Here is a 23,977-nt window from a genome sequence, read left to right on the forward strand (position 1 = left end):
TGTTCACAGCTTTACTGTGAGTGACGCCAGGGGGTTGGGGTCCCGGGACAGGACACTTGAGGGCGCGGTAGCGTCACCGCTGCACCACACACGCGTTACCCCGGGGGGCGACCCTCGGCCCCCGAAGACTTGTACCACCTTGGAGGTGAGGGTGTCCCAGATCGCAGGCGAGCCCGCGACCCAGGACTTCGTGGAAGTCCGGCTGCCGGCTGCGGGTGCCTACCTGTCGGTGCTGCGGACGGCCACGGCCGGCCTCGCGGCCCGTTTGGACTTCACCCTGGACGAGATCGAGGACCTGCGCATCGCGGTGGACGAGGCATGCGCGATCCTGCTCCAGCAGGCCGTGCCCGGCTCTGTGCTCAGCTGCGTCTTCCGCCTGGTCGACGATTCGCTGGAGGTCACCGTCTCGGCGCCGACCACCGACGGCCACGCGCCCTCGCGCGACACCTTCGCCTGGACCGTGCTGTCCGCCCTGGCCGGCAAGGTCTCCTCCGCCGTGGACGAGGACAGAACCGTTTCGATCAGCCTCTACAAACAGCGCGGCGCGGGACCCGGGCCGGCGTGAGGAACGGGGACGGTCCGGTGCGGGACGAAGAGCGCGGCACACGGGAGCTGCCGGCCGAGAGCGCCGGGAATCCGGTCTCGCCGGGCGGTTCCCGACGCATGACGGACGGTGTCGACGGCATTCCCGAGCAGGCCCGGCCGCACCCGGAGGACGACGTGTCCTCCGCGCCGGCCGGCTCCCCGGACAGTGCCGTTCAGGGCTCACCTCGGGAGAGGCGGATCGGGGCGACCCCCGGCCGGGCGGAGGCGAGGGCTCGACAGAGGGCGACGGGCGGGACGATGAGCGAGCACGAGCGAGACGACGACCAGGGCGTGCCGGGGACACGGCACGCGACCCAGGAGCGCGCACCGCAGGTTCGCGTGCCTCAGGAGCGCGCACCGCAGGAGCGCGCACCGCAGGAGCGCGCACCGCAGGACCGCAGCGGGGCACGGGCGATGTTCCTCGAGCTGCGCTCCCTGAGGGAGGGCAGCCCGGAGTACGCGGAGCTGCGCAACCAGCTGGTCCGCATGCACCTGCCGCTCGTCGAGCACCTCGCGCGCCGCTTCCGCAACCGCGGTGAGCCGCTGGACGACCTCACGCAGGTCGCCACCATCGGGCTGATCAAGTCGGTCGACCGCTTCGACCCGGACCGCGGAGTGGAGTTCTCCACGTACGCGACCCCGACGGTCGTCGGCGAGATCAAGCGGCACTTCCGCGACAAGGGCTGGGCGGTGCGGGTGCCGCGCAGACTCCAGGAGCTGCGGCTCGCGCTGACGACGGCGACGGCCGAGCTGTCCCAGCTGCACGGCCGCTCCCCCACCGTCCACGAGCTCGCCGAGAAACTGGCGATCTCGGAGGAGGAGGTCCTGGAGGGCCTGGAGTCCGCCAACGCGTACTCCACGCTGTCCCTCGACGTCCCCGACACCGACGACGAGTCCCCGGCCGTGGCGGACACGCTGGGCGCGGAGGACGAGGCGCTGGAGGGCGTCGAGTACCGCGAGTCGCTCAAACCGCTGCTGGAGGACCTTCCGCCCCGGGAGAAGCGGATCCTGCTGCTGCGCTTCTTCGGCAACATGACCCAGTCGCAGATCGCGCAGGAGGTCGGCATCTCCCAGATGCACGTCTCGCGCCTGCTGGCCCGGACACTGGCGCAGCTGCGGGAGAAACTGCTCGTGGAGGAGTAGGGTTCGGCCCTACTTCCGCTTCCGGGCGTTCTCCGGCTTCGGGCCGTCGCCCTTGTTCCGCGCGTTCCCCGGGTTCGGTGAGTTCTCCGCGTGCTCCGGGATCCGCGCATCGCCGGGCCCCCGGATCCCGAGGGCCCGGGTCGTCTCACCGTTGACGAGCAGCACCAGCGCCGCGACCGCCACGACCGCCAGCGCGATCCCGGCCGGGATCGCCATGCTGTCGGCCTGCAGCAGGTTGTAGGCGACGGGCAGCGCGATGATCTGCGTGATGACGGCCGGACCCCGGCTCCAGCCGCGACGGCCCAGCAGTCCGCGGGCGGCGAGCAGCGGCAGCAGCGCGAGCACCATCAGCGTCACCCCGCCGGTGACGGCCTGCTGCCGGTCGTCCGGATCCCCGGTGATCCCGAGGACGAGCACCCACACACCGCCGACGAGCAGCGCCAGCCCCTCCAGGGCGGTGAGCCCGGCGGCGTACGTCAGACGGCGCGGGCGGGGGCCTGCGGTTTCGGGGGCGGCGGGGGTCTGCTCACTGCTCACCCCTGAAGGGTAGCCCGCACGTGCGGGCACGCCCGCGGGTACCCGCACAGGGCCGGGACCCGTCCGTGTCGAGGCTCACGGCGGGCTCCCCCACCCGATCTCCGAACGGCCTGGGCCCGGGTACCACCCAGTAGGTACGCTGCCCTCCATGCGTGCACTTCTCGTGGTCAACCCGGCAGCAACCACTACGAGTGCACGGACGCGCGACGTCCTCATCCACGCGCTCGCGAGCGAGATGAAGCTCGAGGCGGTCACCACCGAGTACCGGGGGCACGCGCGCGATCTGGGCCGGCAGGCGGCGCAGAGCGAGGACATAGACATGGTCGTCGCCCTGGGCGGCGACGGCACGATCAACGAGGTGGTCAACGGCCTGCTGCACGCCGGGCCCGACCCCGAGCGCCTGCCCGGTCTCGCCGTGGTCCCCGGCGGCTCCACCAACGTCTTCGCCCGCGCCCTCGGTCTGCCCAACGATCCCGTGGAGGCGACCGGCGCCCTGCTGGACGCGCTGCGCGAGGGCCGGGAGCGCACGGTCGGGCTGGGGCTGACCTCGGGCACGCCCGGCACGGAGGACGAGGCGGTGCCGGGCCGCTGGTTCACCTTCAACGCCGGACTCGGCTTCGACGCGGGTGTGGTGGGCCGGGTCGAGCAGCACCGCGAACGCGGCAGGAAATCCACACACGCTCTCTACGTCCGCCAGGCCGTGCGTCAGCTCCTGGGCGAACCGCAGCGCCGGCACGGCTCGATCACCCTGGAGCGTCCGGGCGCCGAGCCGGTGACCGATTTGGTGCTGTCCATCGTCTGCAACACGGCTCCGTGGACCTATCTGGGCAATCGCCCGGTGTACGCGTCACCTAAGGCCTCGTTCGATACCGGGCTCGACGTATTCGGTCTCAGCCGCCTGTCCACCGCCGCGGTTGTCCGGTATGGGACGCAGTTGCTCACTTCGTCCCCCGAGCGGGGCCCCCATGGCAAGCACGCCGTCTCACTGCACGACCTGGACCAGTTCACCTTGCATTCGAAGGCGCCGCTCCCTCTCCAGATGGACGGTGACCACCTGGGGCTGCGCACCAGCGTGACGTTCACAGGCGTACGCCGTGCACTGCGTGTGATTGTGTGAGCAGAAAGGGCTGAAGTCCTTTCACTCGAACGTTTAGGCCAGGATCCACCCCATGGAAGTACGGCTGTGACCTAGTCGACACCGAGGAATCAAAAAAAACTTTCCGGAAGGGGTTGTATCCGCCGCTGAGGTTTGCGAGTCTCTACGTGGCGATCGGGACGGCCCGCAGAACCAGCCTCCACTGATCACCGGAACCCCTCTTCAATCCACAGGACCACGCCAGGAAACCTGGCTGGTGGCCCTTCACTTGTTGAGGGATTCGTGAAAGCGTTCACATTCACAAGCAACTTGCACGTATTACCAAGGAGAGGTAGCAGCCATGGACTGGCGTCACAACGCCGTTTGCCGCGAGGAAGACCCCGAGCTCTTCTTCCCCATCGGCAACACCGGTCCTGCGCTGCTGCAGATCGAGGAAGCCAAGGCCGTCTGCCGTCGCTGCCCCGTTATCGAGCAGTGTCTGCAGTGGGCGCTCGAGTCCGGCCAGGACTCCGGCGTCTGGGGTGGTCTCAGCGAGGACGAGCGCCGCGCGATGAAGCGCCGCGCCGCCCGCAACCGGGCCCGTCAGGCCTCCGCCTGACAACACCCGCCCCGCACACAGCCTGAGCTTGGCGGCGCGTACAGCGAGTACGCAACTCCCGCCCCCGAGCCGCAGCGCGCAGTACCCCCGATGCGCAGCAATCGCTGGCAACGAGCATTCGAGCCCCGGACCTGGAACGGTCCGGGGCTTCGTGCTGTGCACCCCGGGGCCAGGCCCTGCTTCTGCACCCGGCCCCCTGCCTCTGCCTCTGCCTCTGCGCCCGGCCCTACTTCTGGGCCTGCACCGGGATGTCCAGGATGACCTGGGTGCCGCGCTCCGGCGCCGGGACCATGTCGAAGGTGCCGCCCAACTCCCCTTCGACCAGCGTCCGTACGATCTGCAGGCCGAGGTTGCCGGAGGTGTGCGGGTCGAAGCCGGCGGGCAGGCCGACGCCGTCGTCCTGGACGGTGACCAGCAGTCGGGCCTCCTTGGTGGAGCCGCCCCGGACGGCGGAGACCTCGACGGTGCCGGTGTCGCCCTCACGGAACCCGTGCTCCAGCGCGTTCTGGAGGATCTCGGTGAGGACCATGGAGAGCGGGGTGGCGACCTCCGCGTCCAGGATGCCGAAGCGTCCGCTGCGGCGGCCGGTGACCTTGCCCGGGGAGATCTCCGCCACCATGGCGAGGACACGGTCGGCGATCTCGTCGAACTCCACCCGCTCGTCCAGGTTCTGGGACAGCGTCTCGTGGACGATGGCGATCGAGCCGACCCGGCGCACGGCCTCCTCCAGGGCCTCCCGGCCCCGCTCGGACTCGATGCGCCGGGCCTGGAGGCGCAGCAGGGCCGCCACCGTCTGGAGGTTGTTCTTCACCCGGTGGTGGATCTCCCGGATGGTGGCGTCCTTGGTGATCAACTCCCGCTCGCGGCGTCGCAGTTCCGTGACGTCCCGGAGGAGGACCAGGGAGCCGATGCGGGCACCCTTGGGCTTGAGCGGGATCGCACGGAACTGGATGACCCCGTCGTGGGCCTCGATCTCGAACTCGCGGGGCGCCCAGCCGCTGGCGACCTTGGCGAGCGCCTCGTCCACCGGGCCCCGGGTCGGGGCGAGTTCGGCGGTGATCTGGCCGAGGTGCTGTCCGACCAGGTCGGAGGCGAGGCCCATGCGGTGGTAGGCGGACAGCGCGTTCGGGGAGGCGTACTGGACGATGCCGTCCGCGTCGAGGCGGATCAGGCCGTCGCCGACCCGGGGGGCCGCGTCCATGTCCATCTGCTGGTCGGGGAACGGGAAGGAACCGGCCGCGATCATCTGCGCGAGGTCGGAGGCGCTCTGGAGGTAGGTCAGCTCCAGACGGCTCGGGGTGCGCACGGTGAGCAGGTTGGTGTTGCGGGCGATGACGCCGAGGACACGGCCCTCCCGCCGGACGGGGATGGACTCGACCCGGACGGGGACTTCCTCGCGCCACTCCGGGTCGCCCTCGCGCACGATCCGGCCCTCGTCGAGGGCGGCGTCCAGCAGGGGGCGGCGGCCGCGGGGCACGAGGTGACCGACCATGTCGTCCTGGTAGGAGGTGGGGCCGGTGTTGGGGCGCATCTGGGCGACGGAGACGTAGCGGGTGCCGTCGCGGGTGGGGACCCACAGGACCAGGTCGGCGAAGGAGAGGTCGGAGAGCAGCTGCCACTCCGAGACCAGCAGGTGGAGCCACTCGAGGTCGGAGTCGCCGAGTGCGGTGTGCTGGCGTACGAGTTCGTTCATGGAGGGCACGTCTGCGAGCGTACCCGTGCGCCGGACCCGGCCGGAAAACACCCGCGGGCCGCGGCGCCTGAGAGGGACCCTCAACCCTCCCGGCACCGCAGCCCGGAGCAATCCCGGCCGTGGGGTGTGCGGTCCCGGTCGGCCGAAAGGTGAGGAGCCGGGGCAGTCAGGGCAGAGAGCTCCGGATCCTCCGTCCGCCCTCCTGTGCGGGGAAGGCGGAAGTGCGGTGGTGCTCCTTCGCACGACGTCCACTCGATTGTGGACTAGACCACTTGTCTGTGTCCATGCGCCGGAGGTGATGCGCCGGAATCGGTCAGCGTACCCGCGGCCCGAATCGGGGGACTAGTCGGACGCCCTAGTATCCACACCGCAGCCTAGCCTGTGCGGGTTGCTCTGCGGGGCGGTTGGGCGGGGCAATTTCCGCGAACGTGTCGACTTCCTCCCGCTCGCGCCGCCGCACCCCCGCCCGCGTGCGCCGGAGGGTGCCACGCACACCGGCCGGCCGCCGTCGTGCGCCGTGCCCACGAGGCCCCTCTCTGCTAAATTGGTCTAAACCACATAGCCTTTCGGTCGCCTGTGTCGAGTCCTCTCCAGCTCCTCCTTCCAGCCCTTCAGCTCTCTTTCCAGAACGGCAGGCCCAGCGTGGAAGTTGTCATCGTTCCGGATGCCAGGTCGGGCGGCGAGCTCATCGCCGAGGCCATGGCCCACCTCCTGCGGCGCAAGCCCGACGCCCTGCTCGGCGTGGCCACCGGGTCCACCCCGCTGCCGGTCTACCGGGCGCTCGCGGCCAGGGTGCGCTCCGGTGCCGCGGACACCTCACGGGCGCGGATCGCCCAGCTCGACGAGTACGTGGGGCTGCCCGCCGACCATCCGGAGTCCTACCGCTCCGTGCTGCGGCGGGAGGTGCTGGAGCCGCTCGGCATCGGCATGGACGCGTTCCTCGGCCCCGACGGCACGGCCCAGGACGTCCCGGCGGCGTGCGAGGCGTACGACCGGACGCTGGCCGAGGCCGGCGGGGTCGATCTGCAACTGCTCGGCATCGGCACCGACGGGCACATCGGGTTCAACGAGCCGTGCTCCTCGCTGGCCTCGCGGACCCGGATCAAGACGCTGACCGAGCAGACCCGCGTCGACAACGCCCGGTTCTTCGACGGTGCCATCGAGCAGGTCCCGCACCACGTCATCACGCAGGGCATCGGCACCATCCTGGAGGCGCGGCACCTGGTGCTGCTCGCGACGGGCGAGGGCAAGGCGGACGCGGTCGCGGCGACCGTCGAAGGGCCGGTCGCCGCGGTCTGCCCGGCCTCCGCGCTCCAGCTGCACCCGCACGCCACGGTCGTCGCCGACGAAACCGCCGCGTCCAAGCTGAAGCTCGCCGAGTACTTCCGGCACACGTACGCGAACAAGCCGGAGTGGCAGGGCATCTAGGGCCTGCCCGCACACCCGGCACCGGCCCGCGCGCACGCCGAAGGCGCCGGTCCCCTCCCGGCCGGCGCCTTCGGCGTGCGGCGGACCGGTGGGTCACCGGGCGCCCGCGATGACCTCCGCCGCCGCCCGGCCGCAGACCCGGGCCGCGCCGTGGGTGGCGAGGTGGAGGGCGCCGCGGGGAGCCGCCTGGGGGACGCCCATCTCGACGACGAGCGTGTCGGGGCGGGCGGCGAGGAGCGTGTCCAGGGCCGCCGCCATCCACGGGTGGCGGTGTTCGTCGCGGACCACGGCCACGATGCGCCGCTCCCCCGCCGCGGCCAGCGCCGCGCGCCCCGCGTGCTCGCCGGCGAAGCTGCCCGTCCCGGTGCCGGGCAGGAGTCGGGCGAGCTCGGCGGCCACACCCCACGGCGTCTCGTCGCCGACGGCGATGTTGGCGACGGGGGTGAGGGCGGCGACGTAGGGGGCCTCGGTGAGCGGGGTGAAGCCGTCGGCGCCGGTGACGCGCAGGGCACGGCGGGCGGCGGCCAGGCCGACGTCCCGTTCCGCCTCGTCGGCCGCGGTGGGTGCCGAGGCCGTCCAGCGGGCCAGGGCCCGTACCCGCCGCGCCGCGTCGGCCAGGCGCTCCTCGGGGAGTTCCCCGGTGCGCACCGCGGTGGTCAGGGCGTCGCGCAGCCGGCGTACCGTCTCGTCGTCGGCGAGGCCGCCGCCCACGCAGATGGCGTCCGCTCCGGCGGCGATCGCGAGGACGCTGCCGCGCTCGATGCCGTAGGTGCCGGCGACGGCCCGCATCTCCATGCCGTCGGTGACGATCAGACCGTCGTAGCCGAGTTCCTCGCGGAGGAGGCCGGTGAGGATGCGGCGGGACAGTGTCGCGGGGCGGACCGGGTCCAGGGCCGGGACCAGGATGTGGGCGCTCATGACCGCCCGGGTGCCGGCGCCGATGGCCGCCCGGAAGGGGATCAGCTCACGGTCCGGGAGGACGGCCGCCGGCACGTCGATGCGCGGCAGCGCGTGGTGGGAGTCGACGGCCGTGTCGCCGTGGCCCGGGAAGTGCTTGGTGCAGGCCGCCACGCCGGCCGACTGGAGGCCGGTGACGTAGGCGGCGGTGTGCCGGGCGACCAGGCCGGGGTCGGCCCCGAAGGAACGGACGCCGATCACCGGGTTCGCCGGGTCGGAGTTCACGTCCGCCGACGGGGCCCAGTTGAGGTTCACCCCGCACTCCGCGAGCCGGCGGCCCAGCTCGTGGGCGACCCGGCGGGTCAGGTCCACGTCGTCCACCGCGCCCAGCGCGTGGTTGCCGGGGAAGGAGGAGCCGGTGCGCCCCTCCAGGCGGGTGACGTCTCCGCCCTCCTCGTCGATCGCGACCAGGACGTCGTCCCGTTCGGCGCGCAGCTGTGCGGTGAGGGCGGCGAGTTGGTCCGGGGAGGCGATGTTGCGGCCGAACAGGCCGACCGAGGCCAGGCCCTCGCCGAGGCGGCGCAGCAGCCAGTCGGGGGCGGTGGTGCCGGGGAAGCCGGGCTGGAGGACGGTCAGGGCGTCCCGGGTGAGCGTGTCGGTGCCGCTGGCGATGGTCGTCATCGGTGCGTCATCCCTTCACCGCGCCCGCGGTGAGACCCGCGGCCATCTTGCGCTGGACGAGGAGGAACAGGGCGACGATCGGGACGGCCATCATGGTGGCGCCGGCCATCATCGGGGCGTACTCGGTGCCGTGCTTGGTGGTGAAGTTGCCGAGCCAGACGGTCGCGGTCTGGTTCTTCTGGCTGAGCAGCATCAGGGCGTAGAGGTACTCGTTCCAGGCCTGGATGAAGGCGTAGACCGAGGTGGCGACCATGCCGGGGGCCAGGAGCGGGAAGACGACGCGGACGAAGGCGCCGGTGCGGGTGCAGCCGTCGACCATCGCGGACTCCTCCAGTTCCTTGGGGATGTTGACGATGAAGCCGCGCAGGGTCCACACCGTGAACGGGAGGATGAAGGTCAGATAGGTGATGATCAGGCCGGACAGCCTGTCGTACTGGTTCAGGTCGTTCAGGAGCAGGAAGACCGGGATGATCATGGCGACCAGCGGGACCATCTGCACGGCCAGGATGCCCACGATCACGATCTTGCGGCCCCGGAAGGCGAACCGGGAGATGGCGAGGGCGGCGAGCATGCCGACGGCGACGCCGATCGCGACGACCGTCAGGGAGACGGCCAGGCTGCGCCCGACCGGGCCCCAGAAGTCGGCGATGTCCAGCGCCCGGCCGAAGTTGGCGAAGGTCACGCCGGTCGGCAGCAGGCTCGGCTCGGGGTCGATGGCGTCCTTCGCCGGTTTGAACGCCGTGTTGAGCATCCAGTAGACGGGGAAGCCGGCGACGGCGAAGACCAGGAGACCGAGGAGGTTCCAGCCGGGCTTCGACCGCCTCGGAGCGGACACCGTACTCATTCGACCTCTCCGATCTTCAGCATCTGGCGCATGTAGACGGCGACCACCCCGAGCAGGAGCAGCACGGTGATCAGGGCGATCGCCGAGCCCTGCCCATAGTCGTTGACGACGAAGGCGCGGTCGTAGGAGTACGTCGTCAGCAGCTGGAACTCGGGCTCCGGGTGGCCGCCCCGCATCACGAAGACCTGCGGGAAGACGCCCATGTCCCAGATGACCGACAGGGTCGTGAGCATCACGACGACCGGTTTCAGGATGGGCAGGGTGACGTACCGGAAGACGCCCCAGGCGCCGGCGCCGTCGAGGCGGGCGGCCTCCTCCAGTTCGGCCGGGACCTGGGTGAGGCCGGCGCTGAGGGTGATCACGACGAACGGCACCGCGCCCCAGATCACCAGCAGCATGATGACGGCCAGGCCCTGCGGTCCGCTCGCGAACCAGTTGTGGCCGATCAGCTCGACCCCGGGGAGCCTGCTCAGGACCGCGTTGAGGATGCCGTAGTCGGAGTCGAACAGCCATTTGAAGACGGTGGTGGCGACGATGACCGGCATCCCCCAGCTGGCCACCAGGGCGATGTTGACCAGGGTCTTCACCCAGCCGGAGACCCGCTGGAGGAGCAGCGCTGTCAGCATGCCGAGGACCATCGTGAGGATCACGCAGCCGGCGGCGAAGACGATCGTGCGCAGGACGACCTGCCAGAACTCGCCGTCGCCCAGCACGCCCGAGAAGTTGTCGAAGCCGACGGACTCGGCGGGCTGGAAGCCCCAGAGCTGGGACTGGCCGAACTTCTGGAAGGACAGGGTGACCAGGCGGACCAGCGGATAGCCCATCACCAGCGCGAGGACCAGCAGACAGGGCGCGAGCAGCAGCCAGGGAGTGCCGGCGCCGGCCGCGCCCCGCCGTCCCGGTGGCTTTCGCACGCCGGCCCGTGGTGGGGGTGCGGGCCGCGTCGGCGGCACCTTGGCAGGGGTGGTCGTGTCTGCGGCACTCATCCGCGCGCTCCTCAGCGGTCCCTCGGTCGTCCGGGAAGCAGGGCCCCGGCCCCAGGGGGCGGGGCCCTGCTCTCAGGTCACTTGGTGTTGATGACCTTGTCGATCGCGGCGTCCGCCTCCTTCGCGGCCTCCTCGACCGTCTTCTTGCCGGTGCCGATGTTCTGCAGCATGGTCTGCAGCACCTGGGCCTTCTCGACCTGGCCCCAGCCGGGGGCCATCGGGACGAACCAGTTGGACTCGGCGGCGGTGGCCGGGACGGCCGTCGCCGGGTCGTTCTTGAGGGTCGCGAGGTCGGTCTTGTTGTTGGGCAGGTTGCCCTTGGCCATCAGGCCCTTCTGGCCGGAGGGGCCGGTGAAGGCGTTGATCCACTCGGCGGCGAGGTCCTGTGCGTCCGACTTCACCGGCACGGCCAGGTCGGAGCCGCCCAGGAAGACCGGGAGGTTCTTGCCGGACGGGCCGGGCAGCACGAAGTTCTCGACGTTGTCCTTGAGCTTGCCCGTCTTGTCGTTCTCCGGGGCCGCCGCGGTGGCGCCCTCCCAGGCGGGGGCGAAGATCATGCCGGACTTGCCCTGGCCGTAGACGATGTAGCGGTCGGACTCGTCCTTGGTCTTGTCGCCGTGCATGTAGGTGTCGACGATCTTCTTGAACTCGTTGAGGCCCTTGAGGGACTCCGGCGAGGAGAGGTTGGCCTTCCACTGGCCGCCCGACTCGGCCGCGATGGAGCCGCCTGCGTCGTAGACGAAGGACATGGCCGCGTACCAGTCGCGGGTGGGCTGGTACCAGGCGCTGAAGGTGTCGCCCTCCTTCTTCTGGACCTTGTCCAGGGCGGCGGTCAGCTCGGCGTAGGTGGTCGGGGCGGTCTTCACGCCCGCGGCGGCGAAGAGGTCCTTGCGCCAGTTGCCGACGCGGCCGCCGGCGTAGTAGGGGACGCCGTAGGTCTTGTCCTCGTAGGTCACCGAGGCCTTGAGGCCGTCCAGCCAGGCGGAGGAGTTGTCGAACTGCGAGGCGTCGAGGGGGGCGAAGGCGCCCTTGACCATGTAGCCGAGCATCTCGGTGTTGCCCATCTCGACGACGTCGGGGGCCTTGTCGGTGGCGAGGACCGCGTCGAGCTTGGCGTTCTTGTCCGGCCAGCCGTAGTACTCGTGGTCGATCTTGAGGCCGGGGTGCTTCTTCTGCACCGCCGCGTCGGCGGCCTTCACCAGCTCGGGCCAGTTGTTCTGGGCGTCGACGGTGAGCCAGACCGTCAGCTCCTTGGCCTCGGCGCCCTTGTCCGAGCCCCCGTCGCCACTGTCCCCGCACGCCGCGATGGAGACCATCATGCCCGCGATACCGATCGCGGCTGTCAGCTTGCGCTTCACGCCATCCTCCTCAGGGATGCCACAAAACCCCCCTGCCTCCCCGCCGCGGTCGAGCGTCAACGCGTACCGTCCGTGGGGCCAGGACCTGGACCAATGGTGTAGACCAGTACGGGGAGCTTGGCTCAGCCCCATAGGGCTGTCAAGGGTGCTTCACAGGCGCCGAGTCGTCCGTTACGCGACCGCGATATGCAGGGACTTTTCAATTTCCGGGGCACCCGCCGAAGGCCCCCGCACGGCACGGACCACCGCCCTCCGACGGCGTGCTGGACTAGACCAAGACGAGTTCCCGCGGGTATACAGAGAGGATCACGGAGCGTGCGAGGTCACCCGCACCGGTCACCCCGCCCACGAACCCGTGCCACGATGTGAGCCGCGGCCGACGGGGATGTCGGCCGTTCGGCACCCGGAGCCGGGAAGGCAGGCCATGAGCACCGACGTCAGCCGTGCGGAGAACGAGGGTGGGGCTACCGTCCGTACCGCGCGCGTGCCCAAGTACTACCGCCTGAAGAAGCACCTGCTCGACATGACGGAGACCCAGTCGCCCGGCACCCCCGTGCCGCCCGAGCGGACCCTCGCGGCCGAGTTCGACACCTCGCGCACGACCGTGCGCCAGGCCCTTCAGGAGCTGGTGGTCGAAGGCCGGCTGGAGCGCATCCAGGGCAAGGGCACGTTCGTCGCCAAGCCGAAGGTCTCCCAGGCGCTGCAACTGACCTCCTACACCGAGGACATGCGCGCCCAGGGCCTCGAACCCACCTCCCAGCTCCTGGACATCGGCTACATCACGGCCGACGACCGGCTGGCCGGGCTCCTCGACATCACCGCCGGCGGACGCGTGCTGCGCATCGAACGGCTGCGCATGGCCAACGGCGAGCCCATGGCGATCGAGACGACGCATCTGTCGGCCAAGCGCTTCCCCGCCCTGCGCAGGTCGCTGGTCAAGTACACGTCCCTCTACACCGCCCTCGCCGAGGTCTACGACGTCCACCTCGCGGAGGCCGAGGAGACCATCGAGACCTCCCTGGCCACCCCGCGCGAGGCGGGCCTGCTCGGCACCGACGTGGGCCTGCCGATGCTGATGCTGTCCCGGCACTCCCTGGACAAGGAGGGCAAGCCGGTGGAGTGGGTGCGGTCCGTCTACCGGGGGGACCGCTACAAGTTCGTGGCCCGGCTGAAGCGCCCGCAGGAGTAGGCGGCCGCCCCGGCCGCGCTCCCGCCGCGCCCCGGCCCGGGTGGAGCGGGCAGGAGCGGAGGTCCCGATATCCGGACGAGGTCTTCCGCTGACCTTTATCCGTCCCCTACATTTCGCGTGCGTTGCACGCGCGATCAACGAGGGGATGGAGCCGCCCGATGCAGGAAGCACCACACGTCTCAAGAGGTCCGGTGGTGACGCCCGTTCGCGTCGTCATCGCCCTCTGCCTGTTCTCGCCCTTCGTGGCGATGCTCTGGGTCGGCTCGTACGCGAAGGTGGAGCCGACCCTGATCGGCGTCCCCTTCTTCTACTGGTACCAGATGGCCTGGGTGCTGATCTCCACCGTGCTCACGATGATCGCGTACCGGCTGTGGCAGCGTGACCAGCGCACCCGCAAGGCCTCGGACGGGGGTGCCTCCCGGTGAACAACGACGTGAACGGCGTCGCACTCGCCGTCTTCGTCCTCTTCTTCCTGGCCGTGACCGTCATGGGCTTCCTCGCGGCCCGCTGGCGCAGGGCCGAGAACGAGCACAGCCTCGACGAATGGGGCCTGGGCGGCCGGTCGTTCGGCACCTGGATCACCTGGTTCCTGCTCGGCGGCGACCTGTACACGGCCTACACGTTCGTGGCGGTCCCGGCGGCGATCTACGCGGCCGGCGCGTCCGGCTTCTTCGCGGTCCCGTACACGATCCTCGTCTACCCGCTGATCTTCACCTTCCTGCCGCGTCTGTGGTCGGTCTCGCACAAGCACGGGTACGTCACCACCTCGGACTTCGTGCGCGGCCGGTTCGGCTCCAAGGGCCTGTCGCTGGCCGTGGCCGTCACCGGCATCCTCGCGACGATGCCGTACATCGCGCTCCAGCTCGTCGGCATCCAGGCCGTGCTGGACGTGATGGGAGTCGGTGGCGGCGAGAACACCAACTGGTTCGTCAAGGACCTGCCGCTGCTGCTCGCCTTCGGCGTGCTGGCCGCGTACACCTACTCGTCGGGACTGCGCGCCCCCGCCCTGATCGCGTTCGTGAAGGACACGCTGATCTACATCGTGATCGCGGTGGCGATCATCTACATCCCGATCAAGCTGGGCGGGTTCGACGACGTCTTCGCCAAGGCGGGTGACGCGTTCGCGCAGACCAACCCGGCGACGGGCAAGCCGCGGGGCGCGCTGGCGCCGGCCGAGGCGGGTCAGTGGACGTACGCCACGCTGGCCCTGGGCTCCGCGCTGGCGCTCTTCATGTACCCGCACTCGATCACCGCGACGCTGTCCTCCAGGAGCCGTGAGGTGATCCGCCGCAACACCACGATCCTGCCGCTGTACTCCCTCATGCTCGGCCTGCTGGCCCTGCTGGGCTTCATGGCGATCGCGGCCGGGGTCAAGGTCACCAACGGGCAGCTGGCCATCCCGCAGCTGTTCGAGGACATGTTCCCGGACTGGTTCGCGGGCGTGGCCTTCGCCGCGATCGGCATCGGCGCGCTGGTCCCGGCGGCGATCATGTCCATCGCGGCCGCGAACCTGTTCACCCGCAACATCTACAAGGACTTCATCAAGCCGGACGCGACGCCCAAGGAGGAGACCCGCGTCTCCAAGCTGGTCTCGCTGCTGGTGAAGGTGGGCGCCCTGGCGTTCGTCCTGACGATGGACAAGACGGTCGCCATCAACTTCCAGCTCCTCGGCGGCATCTGGATCCTGCAGACCTTCCCGGCCCTGGTCGGCGGCCTGTTCACCCGCTGGTTCCACCGCTGGGCGCTGCTCGCGGGCTGGGCCGTCGGCATGCTCTACGGCACGCTCGCCGCGTACGGCGTGGCCTCCCCCACCCAGAAGCACTTCGGCGGGTCGGCGAAGGAGATCCCCGGCATCGGCGAGATCGGGTACATCGGTCTGACGGCGTTCGTGCTGAACGTGGTGGTGACGGTGGTCCTGACCTTCGTACTGAAGGCGCTGAAGGCCCCGGAGGGCGTCGACGAGACGAGCCCGGAGGACTACACGGCGGACGCCGGCGACCCGGGCGTCCAGGTGGAGCTGCCGCCGGCGACCGCCGGAACGTCCCACTAGGGCGTACCGCGAGACCGTTCCGGTGGGCCGGCGGAGAAATCCGGCGGCCCACCGTCGTGTGCGTGGGGCACACTGCGCGCCATGGACATACGGATCCGGGAAGCGGACCCCTCCGAACACGCCGGCCTCGGCGACCTGACCGCCCGCGCCTATCTCGACGACGGACTCCTCGACTACGGCGAGGGCGACGCGTACCTGCCCGTGCTGAAGGACGTGGCCGCGCGGGCGGCCGCCGCCACCGTCCTCGTGGCCGTGGCGGGCGACCGGCTCCTGGGCGGGGTCACCTTCGTACCGGGCCCCGGGCCCGTCGCCGACATCGCCCGCCCCGGCGAGGCCGAGATCCGCGCGCTGGCGGTCGCCCGCGCGCAGCGCGGCCGGGGCGCCGGCGAGGCCCTCGTGCGCGCCTGTGTCGAGCGTGCGCGGACCACGCGGGGCTGCACGGCCGTCGTGCTGTCGAGCCAGCGGGCCATGCACACCGCCCACCGGCTCTACGAGCGGCTGGGCTTCGTCCGCACACCCGAGCGGGACTGGAATCCCGTGCCGCACCTGGACGACCTCACTCTGCTGACCTACCGGTTGACGCTCTGAGATCACCGGCAACACAACATCTGGGGGTGGCGTGACGGGCGAGCACAAGATGTATGCTCGTGCTCGCTGTCGCCGCAGGGGAATCCGGTGCGAATCCGGAACTGTCCCGCAACGGTGTACTCGTGTGCGCCCCTACCCATGGCGCACACCCGTCCAGTCCGAGGACCTGCCGACAGCGCACCCGGCCGTCCGGCTCGGGTGCCTTGACGTCCGGGCCTCGTGGAGTGGGCCGGTGGACGCGACGCCGTGCGCGCTCGTGTGCTGCCCCCTGCCCTCCGCCAGGCCCCTTGCCGAGCGAGGGAGAGCCCCACGTGACCATCGCGCCAGCCGATCCGGCTTCAGCCACCCCGCAGGACACCGACGGCCCCGGTACCGCCCTGCTGCGGACCCTGACCGAGCTGACCGCCGACCTGCCCGACGCCGACCCGGGCCGGGTCGCCGCCGCCGCCCTGCGGGGCCGCTCCGCGCGGGCGGACGAGACGGAACTGCGCGAGCTGGCCACGGAGGCGGCCGCCGGCCTCATCTCCGAGGACCCCGCCTACTCCCGGCTGGCCGCCCGCCTGCTCACCCTCGGCATCCGTGCCGAGGCCGCCTCCCAGGGCGTCACCTCCTTCACCGGGTCCGTCGCCGTGGGACACCGGGAGGGGCTGATCGCCGACCGGACGGCCGCGTTCGTCACGCTGCACGGCGCGCGGCTCGACGCGCTGGTCGACCCGCACGCCGACGACCGTTTCGGGTACTTCGGCCTGCGCACCCTGCACAGCCGCTACCTCCTGCGCCACCCGATCACCCGCAAGGTCGTCGAGACGCCCCAGCACTTCCTGCTGCGCGTCGCCGCCGGACTCGCCGAGGACGACACGGCGCGGGCCGTGGACGAGGTCGCCGCGCTCTACGGGCTGATGAGCCGCCTCGACTACCTCCCCTCCTCCCCCACGCTCTTCAACTCCGGCACCCGGCACCCCCAGATGTCGTCGTGCTACCTCCTCGACTCCCCCAAGGACGAGCTGGACTCGATCTACGACCGCTACCACCAGGTCGCCCGCCTCTCCAAGCACGCCGGCGGCATCGGGCTGTCGTACTCCCGGATCCGCTCCCGCGGCTCCCTCATCCGCGGCACCAACGGGCACTCCAACGGCATCGTCCCGTTCCTGAAGACCCTCGACGCCTCCGTCGCCGCCGTGAACCAGGGCGGCCGGCGCAAGGGCGCGGCCGCGGTCTACCTGGAGACCTGGCACGCGGACATCGAGGAGTTCCTGGAGCTGCGCGACAACACCGGCGAGGACGCCCGCCGTACGCACAACCTGAACCTCGCGCACTGGGTCCCCGACGAGTTCATGCGCCGGGTGAACGCCGACGCGCAGTGGTCCCTCTTCTCCCCCTCCGACGTGCCCGAGCTGGTGGACCTGTGGGGCGAGGAGTTCGACGCGGCCTACCGCGGGGCCGAGGCGGCGGGCCTGGCGCGGAGGACGATCCCGGCGCGCGAGCTGTACGGCCGGATGATGCGCACCCTCGCGCAGACCGGCAACGGCTGGATGACCTTCAAGGACGCCGCCAACCGCACCGCCAACCAGACCGCGACGCCGGGCCACGTCGTGCACTCCTCCAACCTCTGCACGGAGATCCTGGAGGTCACCGACGACGGGGAGACGGCGGTCTGCAACCTGGGATCGGTGAACCTCGGCGCCTTCGTCGACGGCGACGGCATCGACTGGCAGCGGCTGGACGACACCGTCCGCACCGCCGTGACCTTCCTCGACCGCGTCGTCGACATCAACTTCTACCCGACCGAGCAGGCGGGCCGCTCCAACGCCCGGTGGCGCCCGGTCGGCCTCGGCGCGATGGGCCTCCAGGACGTCTTCTTCAAGCTGCGCCTGCCCTTCGACTCCCCCGAGGCCAAGGCCCTCTCCTCCCGGATCGCCGAGCGCGTCATGCTCGCCGCGTACGAGGCCTCCGCCGACCTCGCCGAGCGCAACGGCCCGCTGCCGGCCTGGGAGAAGACCCGCACCGCCCGGGGCGTCCTGCACCCGGACCACTACGGCGTCGAGTTCACCTGGCCGGACCGCTGGTCGGCCCTGCGCGAGCGCATCGCCGCCACCGGTCTGCGCAACTCCCTGCTCCTCGCCATCGCGCCGACCGCCACCATCGCGTCCATCGCGGGCGTCTACGAGTGCATCGAGCCGCAGGTGTCCAACCTGTTCAAGCGCGAGACGCTGTCCGGCGAGTTCCTCCAGGTCAACTCCTACCTGGTGCGGGACCTCAAGGAGCTCGGCGTCTGGGACGCGCGCACCCGCGAGGCGCTGCGCGACTCGGGCGGCTCGGTGCAGGACTTCACCTGGATCCCGGCCGACGTCCGCGCCCTCTACCGCACCGCCTGGGAGATCCCGCAGCGCGGCCTGATCGACATGGCCGCCGCCCGCACCCCGTACCTGGACCAGGCGCAGTCCCTGAACCTGTTCCTGGAGACGCCGACCATCGGCAAGCTCTCCTCGATGTACGCGTACGCCTGGAAGTCGGGCCTGAAGACGACGTACTACCTGCGCTCGCGCCCGGCGACCCGCATCGCCCGCGCCGCGCGGGCCACCGTTCCCGTCCAGCAGCCGGCGCCCGAGGACGCCGTCGCCTGTTCCCTGGAAAACCCCGAGTCCTGCGAGGCCTGCCAGTAATGAGCTCCACCGAAAAGAACCTTCTCGACCCCGGCTTCGAGCTGACTCTGCGCCCCATGCGCTACCCGGACTTCTACGAGCGCTACCGGGACGCCATCAAGAACACCTGGACCGTGGAGGAGGTCGACCTCCACTCGGACGTGGCCGACCTCGCCAAGCTCACGCCGGCCGAGCAGCACCTGATCGGCCGTCTGGTCGCCTTCTTCGCGACGGGCGACTCGATCGTCGCGAACAACCTGGTGCTGACGCTGTACAAGCACATCAACTCCCCCGAGGCACGGCTCTACCTCAGCCGGCAGCTCTTCGAGGAAGCGGTCCACGTCCAGTTCTACCTGACCCTCCTGGACACCTACCTCCCCGATCCGGACGACCGCGCGGCCGCCTTCGCCGCCGTCGAGAGCATCCCCTCCATCCGCGAGAAGGCCGAGTTCTGCTTCCGCTGGATGGACTCGGTGGAGAAGCTGGACCGCCTGGAGTCCCAGTCCGACCGGCGCCGCTTCCTGCTCAACCTGATCTGCTTCGCCGCGTGCATCGAGGGCCTGTTCTTCTACGGCGCCTTCGCGTACGTCTACTGGTTCCGCAGCCGGGGCCTGCTGCACGGCCTCGCCACCGGCACCAACTGGGTGTTCCGGGACGAGACCATGCACATGTCCTTCGCGTTCGACGTCGTCGACACCGTCCGCAAGGAGGAGCCGGACCTCTTCGACGACCGGCTCCGGCAGCAGGTCACCGACATGCTGCGGGAGGCCGTCGAGGCCGAGCTCCAGTTCGCGCGCGACCTGTGCGGTGACGGCCTCCCCGGCATGAACACCGACTCGATGCGGCAGTACCTGGAGTGCGTCGCCGACCAGCGCCTGACGCGCCTCGGCTTCGCCCCGGTGTACGGCTCGGAGAACCCGTTCTCCTTCATGGAGTTGCAGGGCGTTCAGGAGCTGACCAACTTCTTCGAGCGCCGGGTGTCGGCGTACCAGGTGGCCGTGGAGGGCACGGTCGACCTCGACGAGGACTTCTGAGCCCTCGCCGCCCGCAGTTGACGGTCGATCCGGCGTTCGTGGGCCAGTCCCACGAGCGCCGGACCCGCGAGGAGGAGGAAGAGGACCAGGACCGTGAGGTAGGGGCTGAGTGCGTTCATGGGGGTAAGCATCGTGCGTCCGTGACGCTCATGGCAGTGGCAGGACTGCCGCACACCTTCACATTCCTGCCACTCACACGGCACACTGGCGGCATGCTGAAGAACGTGGCCGCGGTCGTCCTCGACGGTGTGCACCCCTTCGAACTCGGTGTGGTGTGCGAGGTGTTCGGCCTCGACCGCAGCGACGAGGGGCTGCCGGTGTACGACTTCGCGGTCGCCTCCGCGGAGGGGCCCGCGCTGACCACACCCGCGGGCTTCGGCGTGCACACGGAGCACGGCCTGGAACGCCTGGAGAGCGCCGACCTGATCGCCGTGCCGGCCGGGGAGACGTACCTGGTGCGGGACTACCCGCCCGAGCTGCTCGACGCGCTGCGGCGGGCCGTGGACCGCGGGACGCGGGTGCTGAGCGTCTGTTCCGGGGTGTTCGTGCTGGGCGCGGCGGGGCTGCTGGACGGGCGGCGCTGCGCGGCGCACTGGCGGCACGCGGAGCAGCTCGCCCGGCGGTATCCGCGCACGAGCGTCGAGCCGGACGTCCTCTACATCGACGACGATCCCGTGATCACGTCGGCCGGCACGGCCGCCGGGATCGACGCCTGTCTGCACCTGGTGCGCAAGGAGCAGGGACCCGAGGTCGCCAACCGGATCGCCCGGCGGATGGTCGTACCGCCGCACCGGGACGGCGGCCAGGCCCAGTACGTAGAGCGGCCGCTGCCGCGGTCGCGGTGCGACACGGTGGGCGAGGTGCTCGCCTGGATGGAGCGGCACCTCGACCGGGAGGTCACCGTCGAGCAGCTCGCGGCCCGCGCGCACATGGCGCCGCGTACCTTCGCCCGCCGCTTCCAGCAGGAGACCGGCACCACCCCCTACCGCTGGCTCCTGCGCCAGCGCGTCCTGCTCGCCCAGCACCTGCTGGAGACGACGGACGAGACGGTCGACGCGATCGCCGGGCGCGCCGGTTTCGGGACGGCGGCGGCGCTGCGGAACCAGTTCGTGCGGGCGCTGGGCACGACCCCGAACGCCTACCGGCGCACGTTCCGCGGGCCTTCGGCCGCCTGACCGTACGCCGGAGGCGCGCCCGTCAGCGGGGTACCGGCGTCAGCAGCAGCCGCTGCGGGCGCAGGGTGATGCCCACCCGGGTCGCGGCGTCGGAGCCGGTGACCTGCTCGAAGCGGAACGTTCCCGCGAGCACCGCCGTGACCAGGGTGAGCAGGGCCATGGAGAAGTGGTCGCCGGGGCACTTGCGCTTGCCCACCCCGAAGGGGCGCATGGCGTACTTCGGAACGTCGCCCGACCGCTCGGGGAGCCACCGGTCGGGGTCGAAGTACAGGTGCCGCCGGTAGGAACGGGGGTCCCGCTGGATCGCGTACGGGCTGTACACGATGTCGGCACCGGCCGGAATGCGATACCCGCCGAGTTCGGTGTCGGTGACCGCCCGCCGCATCAGAATCCATACGGCGGGGCGCAGACGCATGGCTTCCGTGACGACGTTGTTGGTGTGCGTCAGCTTGCGCACGTCCTCGAATGCGACGGGCCGCCCCCCGGTTACGGCCTCGGCCTCGGCCCGCACTTTGTCGGCGTGTTCCGGGTGGTCGGCGAGGACCAGCAGCAGAGACATGATCGTGGCGGCGACGGTTTCGCTGCCGGGGGTGAGTATCGCGACGACCTGATCGTGGATCTCCTGTTCCCCGATGGGGTCGCCATTGTCGTCCTTCGCTTCCAGCAATGCCGTCAGCAAATCGTCCGGCCTTTGACCGGACGCCCGGCGTTCGGCGATGATCTCGTCGACCAGGAGATGCAAATCGGCCAGGGCCCGGTTGAATTCGCGGTTGGCCGGAAGCGGTAGTTTGTACAACGGCCCGAGTGGCACCACCATGCGCTGGTACATACCTTGGAACACACTGGCGAGGGCGGTGCACAGCCGCTCCGCGCGTTCGTCGATGAACCGGCCGCGCAGCAGGCAGCGGGCGGCGACGCGGACCGCGATGCGGAACGCCTCCGAGGTGCAGTCGATCGTCCCGCCGCCCTTCCAGCGCTCGGCGAGCGCGTGCGCCTCCTCCTCCATGATCGGCCCGTAGGCCGGGATGGCGTCGAGCCGGAACGCGGGCTGGATGGTGCGTCGCTGGCGCCGGTGCAGCGGCCCGTTGGCGGTGGCCACGCCCTCCTTGCCGAGCAGGCCCTCCAGGGACTCCCACAGGGGTCCGGCGATGATGTAGTCGGGGCTGAGGGCCAGCTCTCCGGTGAGGCCGGCGTCGGTGACGGCGTACACCGTCTTGGGGCCGAGCCTGATGCGGACGACGTCGCCGTGGTCGCGCAGCCGGGTCATGAAGGCCAGCGGACCCCTGGCGAGCCGCCAGCCGTGGCCGAGAAGCGGAATCCCGCCGCCGGCCAGGGGCGGCTCTCGCAGTTCCGGGGCGTCGGGCGTCGCGGGTTTCACCGACTCGACGGTCATTTCTCACCTGCCGGTTCGTTGCTGACGTACGGAGGGGTGGACCGGTCGTCCCAGCTGTCGACCCGGTAGCGGCCCGACTCGTGGTGGAACCAGTAGACGGAGCTGAACCAGTTCCGCATGTTCGCGAGACAGGCACCGACGGCGGTGCTCACCTGCTTTCCGTGGACCGTCCCGTCATCGACCCGGTCGGCCAGCCGCAGTACGTCCCGCTCCACGGCCAGGAACTCCGATATGCATCGTTCGATGCGCCGCCGGACTTCCTCGACAGCCTCTTCCAGGCTCATTCCCTCATGGGTGACGAGACTGATTCCGAGATTGTGCACCTCATCGCCCGCTATTTCCTTGGGAAGCGAGCACAGGTCGTTGTACCAGGCGGCGAATTCCTGGCTCAGCAGGGCCGCCCGCCGATAGGCCGGGTGTTTTCGGATCGGTTCCGGTATTTCGTGTCCCGCGCTCAGCTCCAGCAGATCCGTCCAGACCCAGTGGGCGAAGGTGAGCCGGCGCAGTGCGAGATACTCGTCGACGGCCGGGATCCGCCCTTCGACGCGGTTGCGGAATTCCCGGTCGTAGGCCTCGATGACGGCGTGGAAGTGCCGGGCGAACCGGGCGTTCCAGGTGCCGGGGAGGAAGGAGAACAGCCGGCCCGCGCTGTCCGCCAGCCCGGCGACCAGCGGATCCTCATGACGCAGGTGGTCGTCCGGCGCGTCCAGCGCCGCATGCAGGCGCGACCTCAGCCTCCGCCAGTCGCCGGCCCGGCCGTGCACGACATCGCGGTCGTGCCGGTCGTCCCAGACGAAGAACCACGCGCTGTAGTCGGCGATGGCCTGGAGCACCTCCTCGGAGGCACCGAGGTAGTACCCCGCCATCAGGTCGGTGTAGCACAGGCCATCGGCATATTCCGCGATCTTGTCGGCCGGCATGAGCCGCTTTTCCAGCAGCCAGGAGCGCGTCTTCTCCTGCAACCGGGGCCAATAAGGGTGCAGTTGCCGGGGAAACACCGCCTCGATGACCGGGAGGGAGAGTGAGGGCGGGACCGCGACCGCGGTCACCGTCGCCGTGGTGCTGCATGTGGTGCTGTATGTGGTGCTGTATGGGAAAGCTGGCACGAACAACCCCTCTCAGCCGCCAGTGGCGCACACCTCTCCCGCATGCCGGGCGTGCGCCGTTGCGTATCCCCGCTCATCCCATTCAGCCCTACAACTGACCGTCCTGGGAACGGATTTGCTGTATTCGCTCCCTCAACCTGACGGGAATCCCCCTCCGCATGACCGATTGCGGATCAGTAGATGTGCAGCAGCGATCGAACGTGCGTCGGACCTACGAACGACGCCTGGCCGGGAGGAATCCCGGCCAGGCGTCTGGGGCGCAGCAGCGCGGAGCGCGGCTCAGTCGTTGGCGACCACGGGGTAGCGAGGCTCGTTCTCGGCCATCTGCCGCAGCGCGTCCTTGCGTTCACGCTTGGAGAGGCGGTCGATGTACAGGTACCCGTAGAGGTGGTCGGTCTCGTGCTGCAAACACCGTGCGAAGTATCCGGTGCCGCGTACCTTGATCGGGTTGCCCTTCTCGTCCTGACCGGTCACCTCGGCGTAGTCCGGCCGCGCGAGCGGCGCGTACGCGGTCGGCACCGACAGGCAGCCCTCGTTGCTGTCGTCCAGCCGGCGCCGGTCGGCGGGCAGTTCGACGAGCTTGGGGTTGCACACCACACCGACGTGCCGAACCCCCTCGTCGTCGGGGCAGTCGTAGACGAAGACCTTGAGGTCGACGCCGATCTGGTTGGCGGCCAGGCCCACGCCCTCGGCGGTGCGCTGGCTGGCGAACATGTCGTCCACCAGCTTCAGCAGCTCGTCGTCGAACTCGGTGACGTCCTTGCACTCCTTGTGCAGGACGGGGTTGCCGACGACGGTGATCGGCCGCGAAGTGCCGCGCTCACGGTACGCCCGCTCCCGCTCCTCGGTGTCCTGGGTGTCGATGACGAAGCCCTCGTCGTCCACGGGGAGCACGCCCGCGTGCTGCTGATCGGTGTCCTGCTGCGCCATGACCGACGATGCCTTCCTCAAAAC

The 23,977-nt window shown here is 70.4% G+C and carries 20 protein-coding genes, 1 pseudogene and 1 riboswitch; of the genes and pseudogenes, 12 read left to right on the plus strand and 9 right to left on the minus strand.

Going from position 1 to position 23,977, the window contains the following annotated elements; translation table 11 throughout:
• The first annotated feature begins 151 nt into the window (after window positions 1-151).
• Both ACIP67_RS20745 and ACIP67_RS20750 read left to right on the plus strand, forming a co-directional pair.
• The gene (locus ACIP67_RS20745) at window positions 152-565 is read left to right on the plus strand and encodes an anti-sigma factor (RefSeq protein WP_006136266.1); all 414 of its coding nucleotides are present in this window, start codon (window positions 152-154) and stop codon (window positions 563-565) included.
• Window positions 562-1,728 carry an RNA polymerase sigma factor SigF gene (locus tag ACIP67_RS20750; RefSeq protein WP_401693433.1) on the plus strand — a complete coding sequence of 389 codons (1,167 nt, stop codon included), beginning with the start codon at window positions 562-564 and terminating at the stop codon, window positions 1,726-1,728. Before ACIP67_RS20745 ends, ACIP67_RS20750 begins: the two co-directional genes overlap by 4 nt.
• A 105-nt stretch (window positions 1,729-1,833) precedes the next feature.
• Here the strand turns inward: ACIP67_RS20750 and ACIP67_RS20755 are convergent.
• Window positions 1,834-2,265, minus strand: a pseudogene (locus ACIP67_RS20755) (hypothetical protein); the annotation flags it as partial.
• Between the two features lie 148 nt (window positions 2,266-2,413).
• Here ACIP67_RS20755 and ACIP67_RS20760 point away from each other — a divergent pair.
• Both ACIP67_RS20760 and ACIP67_RS20765 read left to right on the plus strand, forming a co-directional pair.
• Window positions 2,414-3,382, plus strand: a complete 969-nt coding sequence (locus ACIP67_RS20760) for a diacylglycerol/lipid kinase family protein (RefSeq protein WP_401693435.1) — start codon at window positions 2,414-2,416, stop codon at window positions 3,380-3,382.
• 319 nt (window positions 3,383-3,701) lie between these two features.
• Window positions 3,702-3,959: a WhiB family transcriptional regulator gene (locus ACIP67_RS20765; RefSeq protein ID WP_003992873.1), complete on the plus strand. Its 258-nt coding sequence runs from the start codon at window positions 3,702-3,704 to the stop codon at window positions 3,957-3,959.
• Window positions 3,960-4,185: 226 nt separating this feature from the next.
• Here the strand turns inward: ACIP67_RS20765 and ACIP67_RS20770 are convergent, their stop codons facing one another.
• Window positions 4,186-5,652 (minus strand): sensor histidine kinase, encoded by a 1,467-nt coding sequence (locus ACIP67_RS20770; RefSeq protein WP_385061939.1) that lies wholly within the window; start codon window positions 5,650-5,652, stop codon window positions 4,186-4,188.
• A gap of 642 nt (window positions 5,653-6,294) precedes the next feature.
• Here ACIP67_RS20770 and nagB point away from each other — a divergent pair.
• The gene (gene nagB / locus ACIP67_RS20775) at window positions 6,295-7,080 is read left to right on the plus strand and encodes a glucosamine-6-phosphate deaminase (RefSeq protein WP_401693437.1); all 786 of its coding nucleotides are present in this window, start codon (window positions 6,295-6,297) and stop codon (window positions 7,078-7,080) included.
• A gap of 93 nt (window positions 7,081-7,173) precedes the next feature.
• On the opposite strand, the gene ACIP67_RS20780 is transcribed toward nagB, so the two are convergent.
• The 4 genes from ACIP67_RS20780 to ACIP67_RS20795 form a co-directional block, all read right to left on the minus strand.
• Complete coding sequence (locus ACIP67_RS20780) at window positions 7,174-8,658, minus strand: glycoside hydrolase family 3 protein (protein ID WP_401693439.1); 1,485 nt, start codon at window positions 8,656-8,658, stop codon at window positions 7,174-7,176.
• 7 nt (window positions 8,659-8,665) lie between these two features.
• Window positions 8,666-9,502 (minus strand): carbohydrate ABC transporter permease, encoded by an 837-nt coding sequence (locus ACIP67_RS20785; RefSeq protein ID WP_401693440.1) that lies wholly within the window; start codon window positions 9,500-9,502, stop codon window positions 8,666-8,668.
• Window positions 9,499-10,488, minus strand: coding sequence for a carbohydrate ABC transporter permease (locus tag ACIP67_RS20790; protein ID WP_401693441.1), 990 nt, complete (start codon window positions 10,486-10,488; stop codon window positions 9,499-9,501). Before ACIP67_RS20790 ends, ACIP67_RS20785 begins: the two co-directional genes overlap by 4 nt.
• A 77-nt stretch (window positions 10,489-10,565) precedes the next feature.
• Window positions 10,566-11,846 carry an extracellular solute-binding protein gene (locus ACIP67_RS20795; protein ID WP_401693443.1) on the minus strand — a complete coding sequence of 427 codons (1,281 nt, stop codon included), beginning with the start codon at window positions 11,844-11,846 and terminating at the stop codon, window positions 10,566-10,568.
• Window positions 11,847-12,270: 424 nt separating this feature from the next.
• On the opposite strand from ACIP67_RS20795, the gene ACIP67_RS20800 reads away from it, so the two are divergent.
• The 7 genes from ACIP67_RS20800 (at window position 12,271) to ACIP67_RS20830 (ending at window position 20,524) form a co-directional block, all read left to right on the plus strand.
• Entirely contained in the window at window positions 12,271-13,035 is a 765-nt protein-coding gene (locus ACIP67_RS20800) for a GntR family transcriptional regulator (protein ID WP_401693444.1), read from the plus strand.
• 158 nt (window positions 13,036-13,193) lie between these two features.
• On the plus strand, window positions 13,194-13,460 hold the full coding sequence (locus tag ACIP67_RS20805; protein WP_401693445.1) for a DUF3311 domain-containing protein: 267 nt from the start codon (window positions 13,194-13,196) through the stop codon (window positions 13,458-13,460).
• Window positions 13,457-15,085 (plus strand): monocarboxylate uptake permease MctP, encoded by a 1,629-nt coding sequence (gene mctP / locus ACIP67_RS20810; RefSeq protein WP_401693446.1) that lies wholly within the window; start codon window positions 13,457-13,459, stop codon window positions 15,083-15,085. The genes ACIP67_RS20805 and mctP overlap by 4 nt, the downstream gene beginning before the upstream one ends.
• 81 nt (window positions 15,086-15,166) lie before the next feature.
• A complete protein-coding gene (locus ACIP67_RS20815; protein ID WP_401693448.1) occupies window positions 15,167-15,673 on the plus strand; it encodes a GNAT family N-acetyltransferase in 507 nt (168 codons plus the stop codon).
• Window positions 15,674-15,713: 40 nt separating this feature from the next.
• Window positions 15,714-15,862: riboswitch (cobalamin riboswitch) on the plus strand.
• 122 nt (window positions 15,863-15,984) lie between these two features.
• Window positions 15,985-18,336: a ribonucleoside-diphosphate reductase subunit alpha gene (locus ACIP67_RS20820; protein WP_401693450.1), complete on the plus strand. Its 2,352-nt coding sequence runs from the start codon at window positions 15,985-15,987 to the stop codon at window positions 18,334-18,336.
• Window positions 18,336-19,349, plus strand: a complete 1,014-nt coding sequence (locus ACIP67_RS20825) for a ribonucleotide-diphosphate reductase subunit beta (RefSeq protein WP_401693451.1) — start codon at window positions 18,336-18,338, stop codon at window positions 19,347-19,349. The genes ACIP67_RS20820 and ACIP67_RS20825 overlap by 1 nt, the downstream gene beginning before the upstream one ends.
• Window positions 19,350-19,561: 212 nt before the next feature.
• Window positions 19,562-20,524, plus strand: coding sequence for a GlxA family transcriptional regulator (locus ACIP67_RS20830; protein WP_401693452.1), 963 nt, complete (start codon window positions 19,562-19,564; stop codon window positions 20,522-20,524).
• A 22-nt stretch (window positions 20,525-20,546) separates the two neighbouring features.
• Here ACIP67_RS20830 and ACIP67_RS20835 read toward each other — a convergent pair whose 3' ends face one another.
• The 3 genes from ACIP67_RS20835 to def all read right to left on the minus strand — a co-directional run bounded on the left by ACIP67_RS20835 (window position 20,547) and on the right by def (window position 23,953).
• A complete protein-coding gene (locus ACIP67_RS20835; RefSeq protein WP_401693454.1) occupies window positions 20,547-21,917 on the minus strand; it encodes a cytochrome P450 in 1,371 nt (456 codons plus the stop codon).
• Window positions 21,914-23,023 (minus strand): epi-isozizaene synthase, encoded by a 1,110-nt coding sequence (cyc1, locus tag ACIP67_RS20840; protein ID WP_401693455.1) that lies wholly within the window; start codon window positions 23,021-23,023, stop codon window positions 21,914-21,916. The genes ACIP67_RS20835 and cyc1 overlap by 4 nt, the downstream gene beginning before the upstream one ends.
• 279 nt (window positions 23,024-23,302) lie before the next feature.
• Window positions 23,303-23,953 (minus strand): peptide deformylase, encoded by a 651-nt coding sequence (gene def, locus ACIP67_RS20845; RefSeq protein ID WP_401693456.1) that lies wholly within the window; start codon window positions 23,951-23,953, stop codon window positions 23,303-23,305.
• Window positions 23,954-23,977: the final 24 nt, after the last annotated feature.

The organism is Streptomyces sp. NPDC088812 (assembly GCF_044750285.1).
Lineage (GTDB): Bacteria > Actinomycetota > Actinomycetes > Streptomycetales > Streptomycetaceae > Streptomyces.

Coding starts and splice junctions, on each gene's coding strand:
- ACIP67_RS20760 (WP_401693435.1), top strand. CDS start 2,414: ATGCGTGCACTTCTCGTGGTCAACCCGGCAGCAACCACTACGAGTGCA.
- ACIP67_RS20765 (WP_003992873.1), top strand. CDS start 3,702: ATGGACTGGCGTCACAACGCCGTTTGCCGCGAGGAAGACCCCGAGCTC.
- ACIP67_RS20770 (WP_385061939.1), bottom strand. CDS start 5,652: ATGAACGAACTCGTACGCCAGCACACCGCACTCGGCGACTCCGACCTC.
- ACIP67_RS20780 (WP_401693439.1), bottom strand. CDS start 8,658: ATGACGACCATCGCCAGCGGCACCGACACGCTCACCCGGGACGCCCTG.
- ACIP67_RS20785 (WP_401693440.1), bottom strand. CDS start 9,502: ATGAGTACGGTGTCCGCTCCGAGGCGGTCGAAGCCCGGCTGGAACCTC.
- ACIP67_RS20790 (WP_401693441.1), bottom strand. CDS start 10,488: ATGAGTGCCGCAGACACGACCACCCCTGCCAAGGTGCCGCCGACGCGG.
- ACIP67_RS20800 (WP_401693444.1), top strand. CDS start 12,271: ATGAGCACCGACGTCAGCCGTGCGGAGAACGAGGGTGGGGCTACCGTC.
- ACIP67_RS20805 (WP_401693445.1), top strand. CDS start 13,194: ATGCAGGAAGCACCACACGTCTCAAGAGGTCCGGTGGTGACGCCCGTT.
- ACIP67_RS20815 (WP_401693448.1), top strand. CDS start 15,167: ATGGACATACGGATCCGGGAAGCGGACCCCTCCGAACACGCCGGCCTC.
- ACIP67_RS20825 (WP_401693451.1), top strand. CDS start 18,336: ATGAGCTCCACCGAAAAGAACCTTCTCGACCCCGGCTTCGAGCTGACT.
- ACIP67_RS20830 (WP_401693452.1), top strand. CDS start 19,562: ATGCTGAAGAACGTGGCCGCGGTCGTCCTCGACGGTGTGCACCCCTTC.
- ACIP67_RS20835 (WP_401693454.1), bottom strand. CDS start 21,917: ATGACCGTCGAGTCGGTGAAACCCGCGACGCCCGACGCCCCGGAACTG.
- def (WP_401693456.1), bottom strand. CDS start 23,953: ATGGCGCAGCAGGACACCGATCAGCAGCACGCGGGCGTGCTCCCCGTG.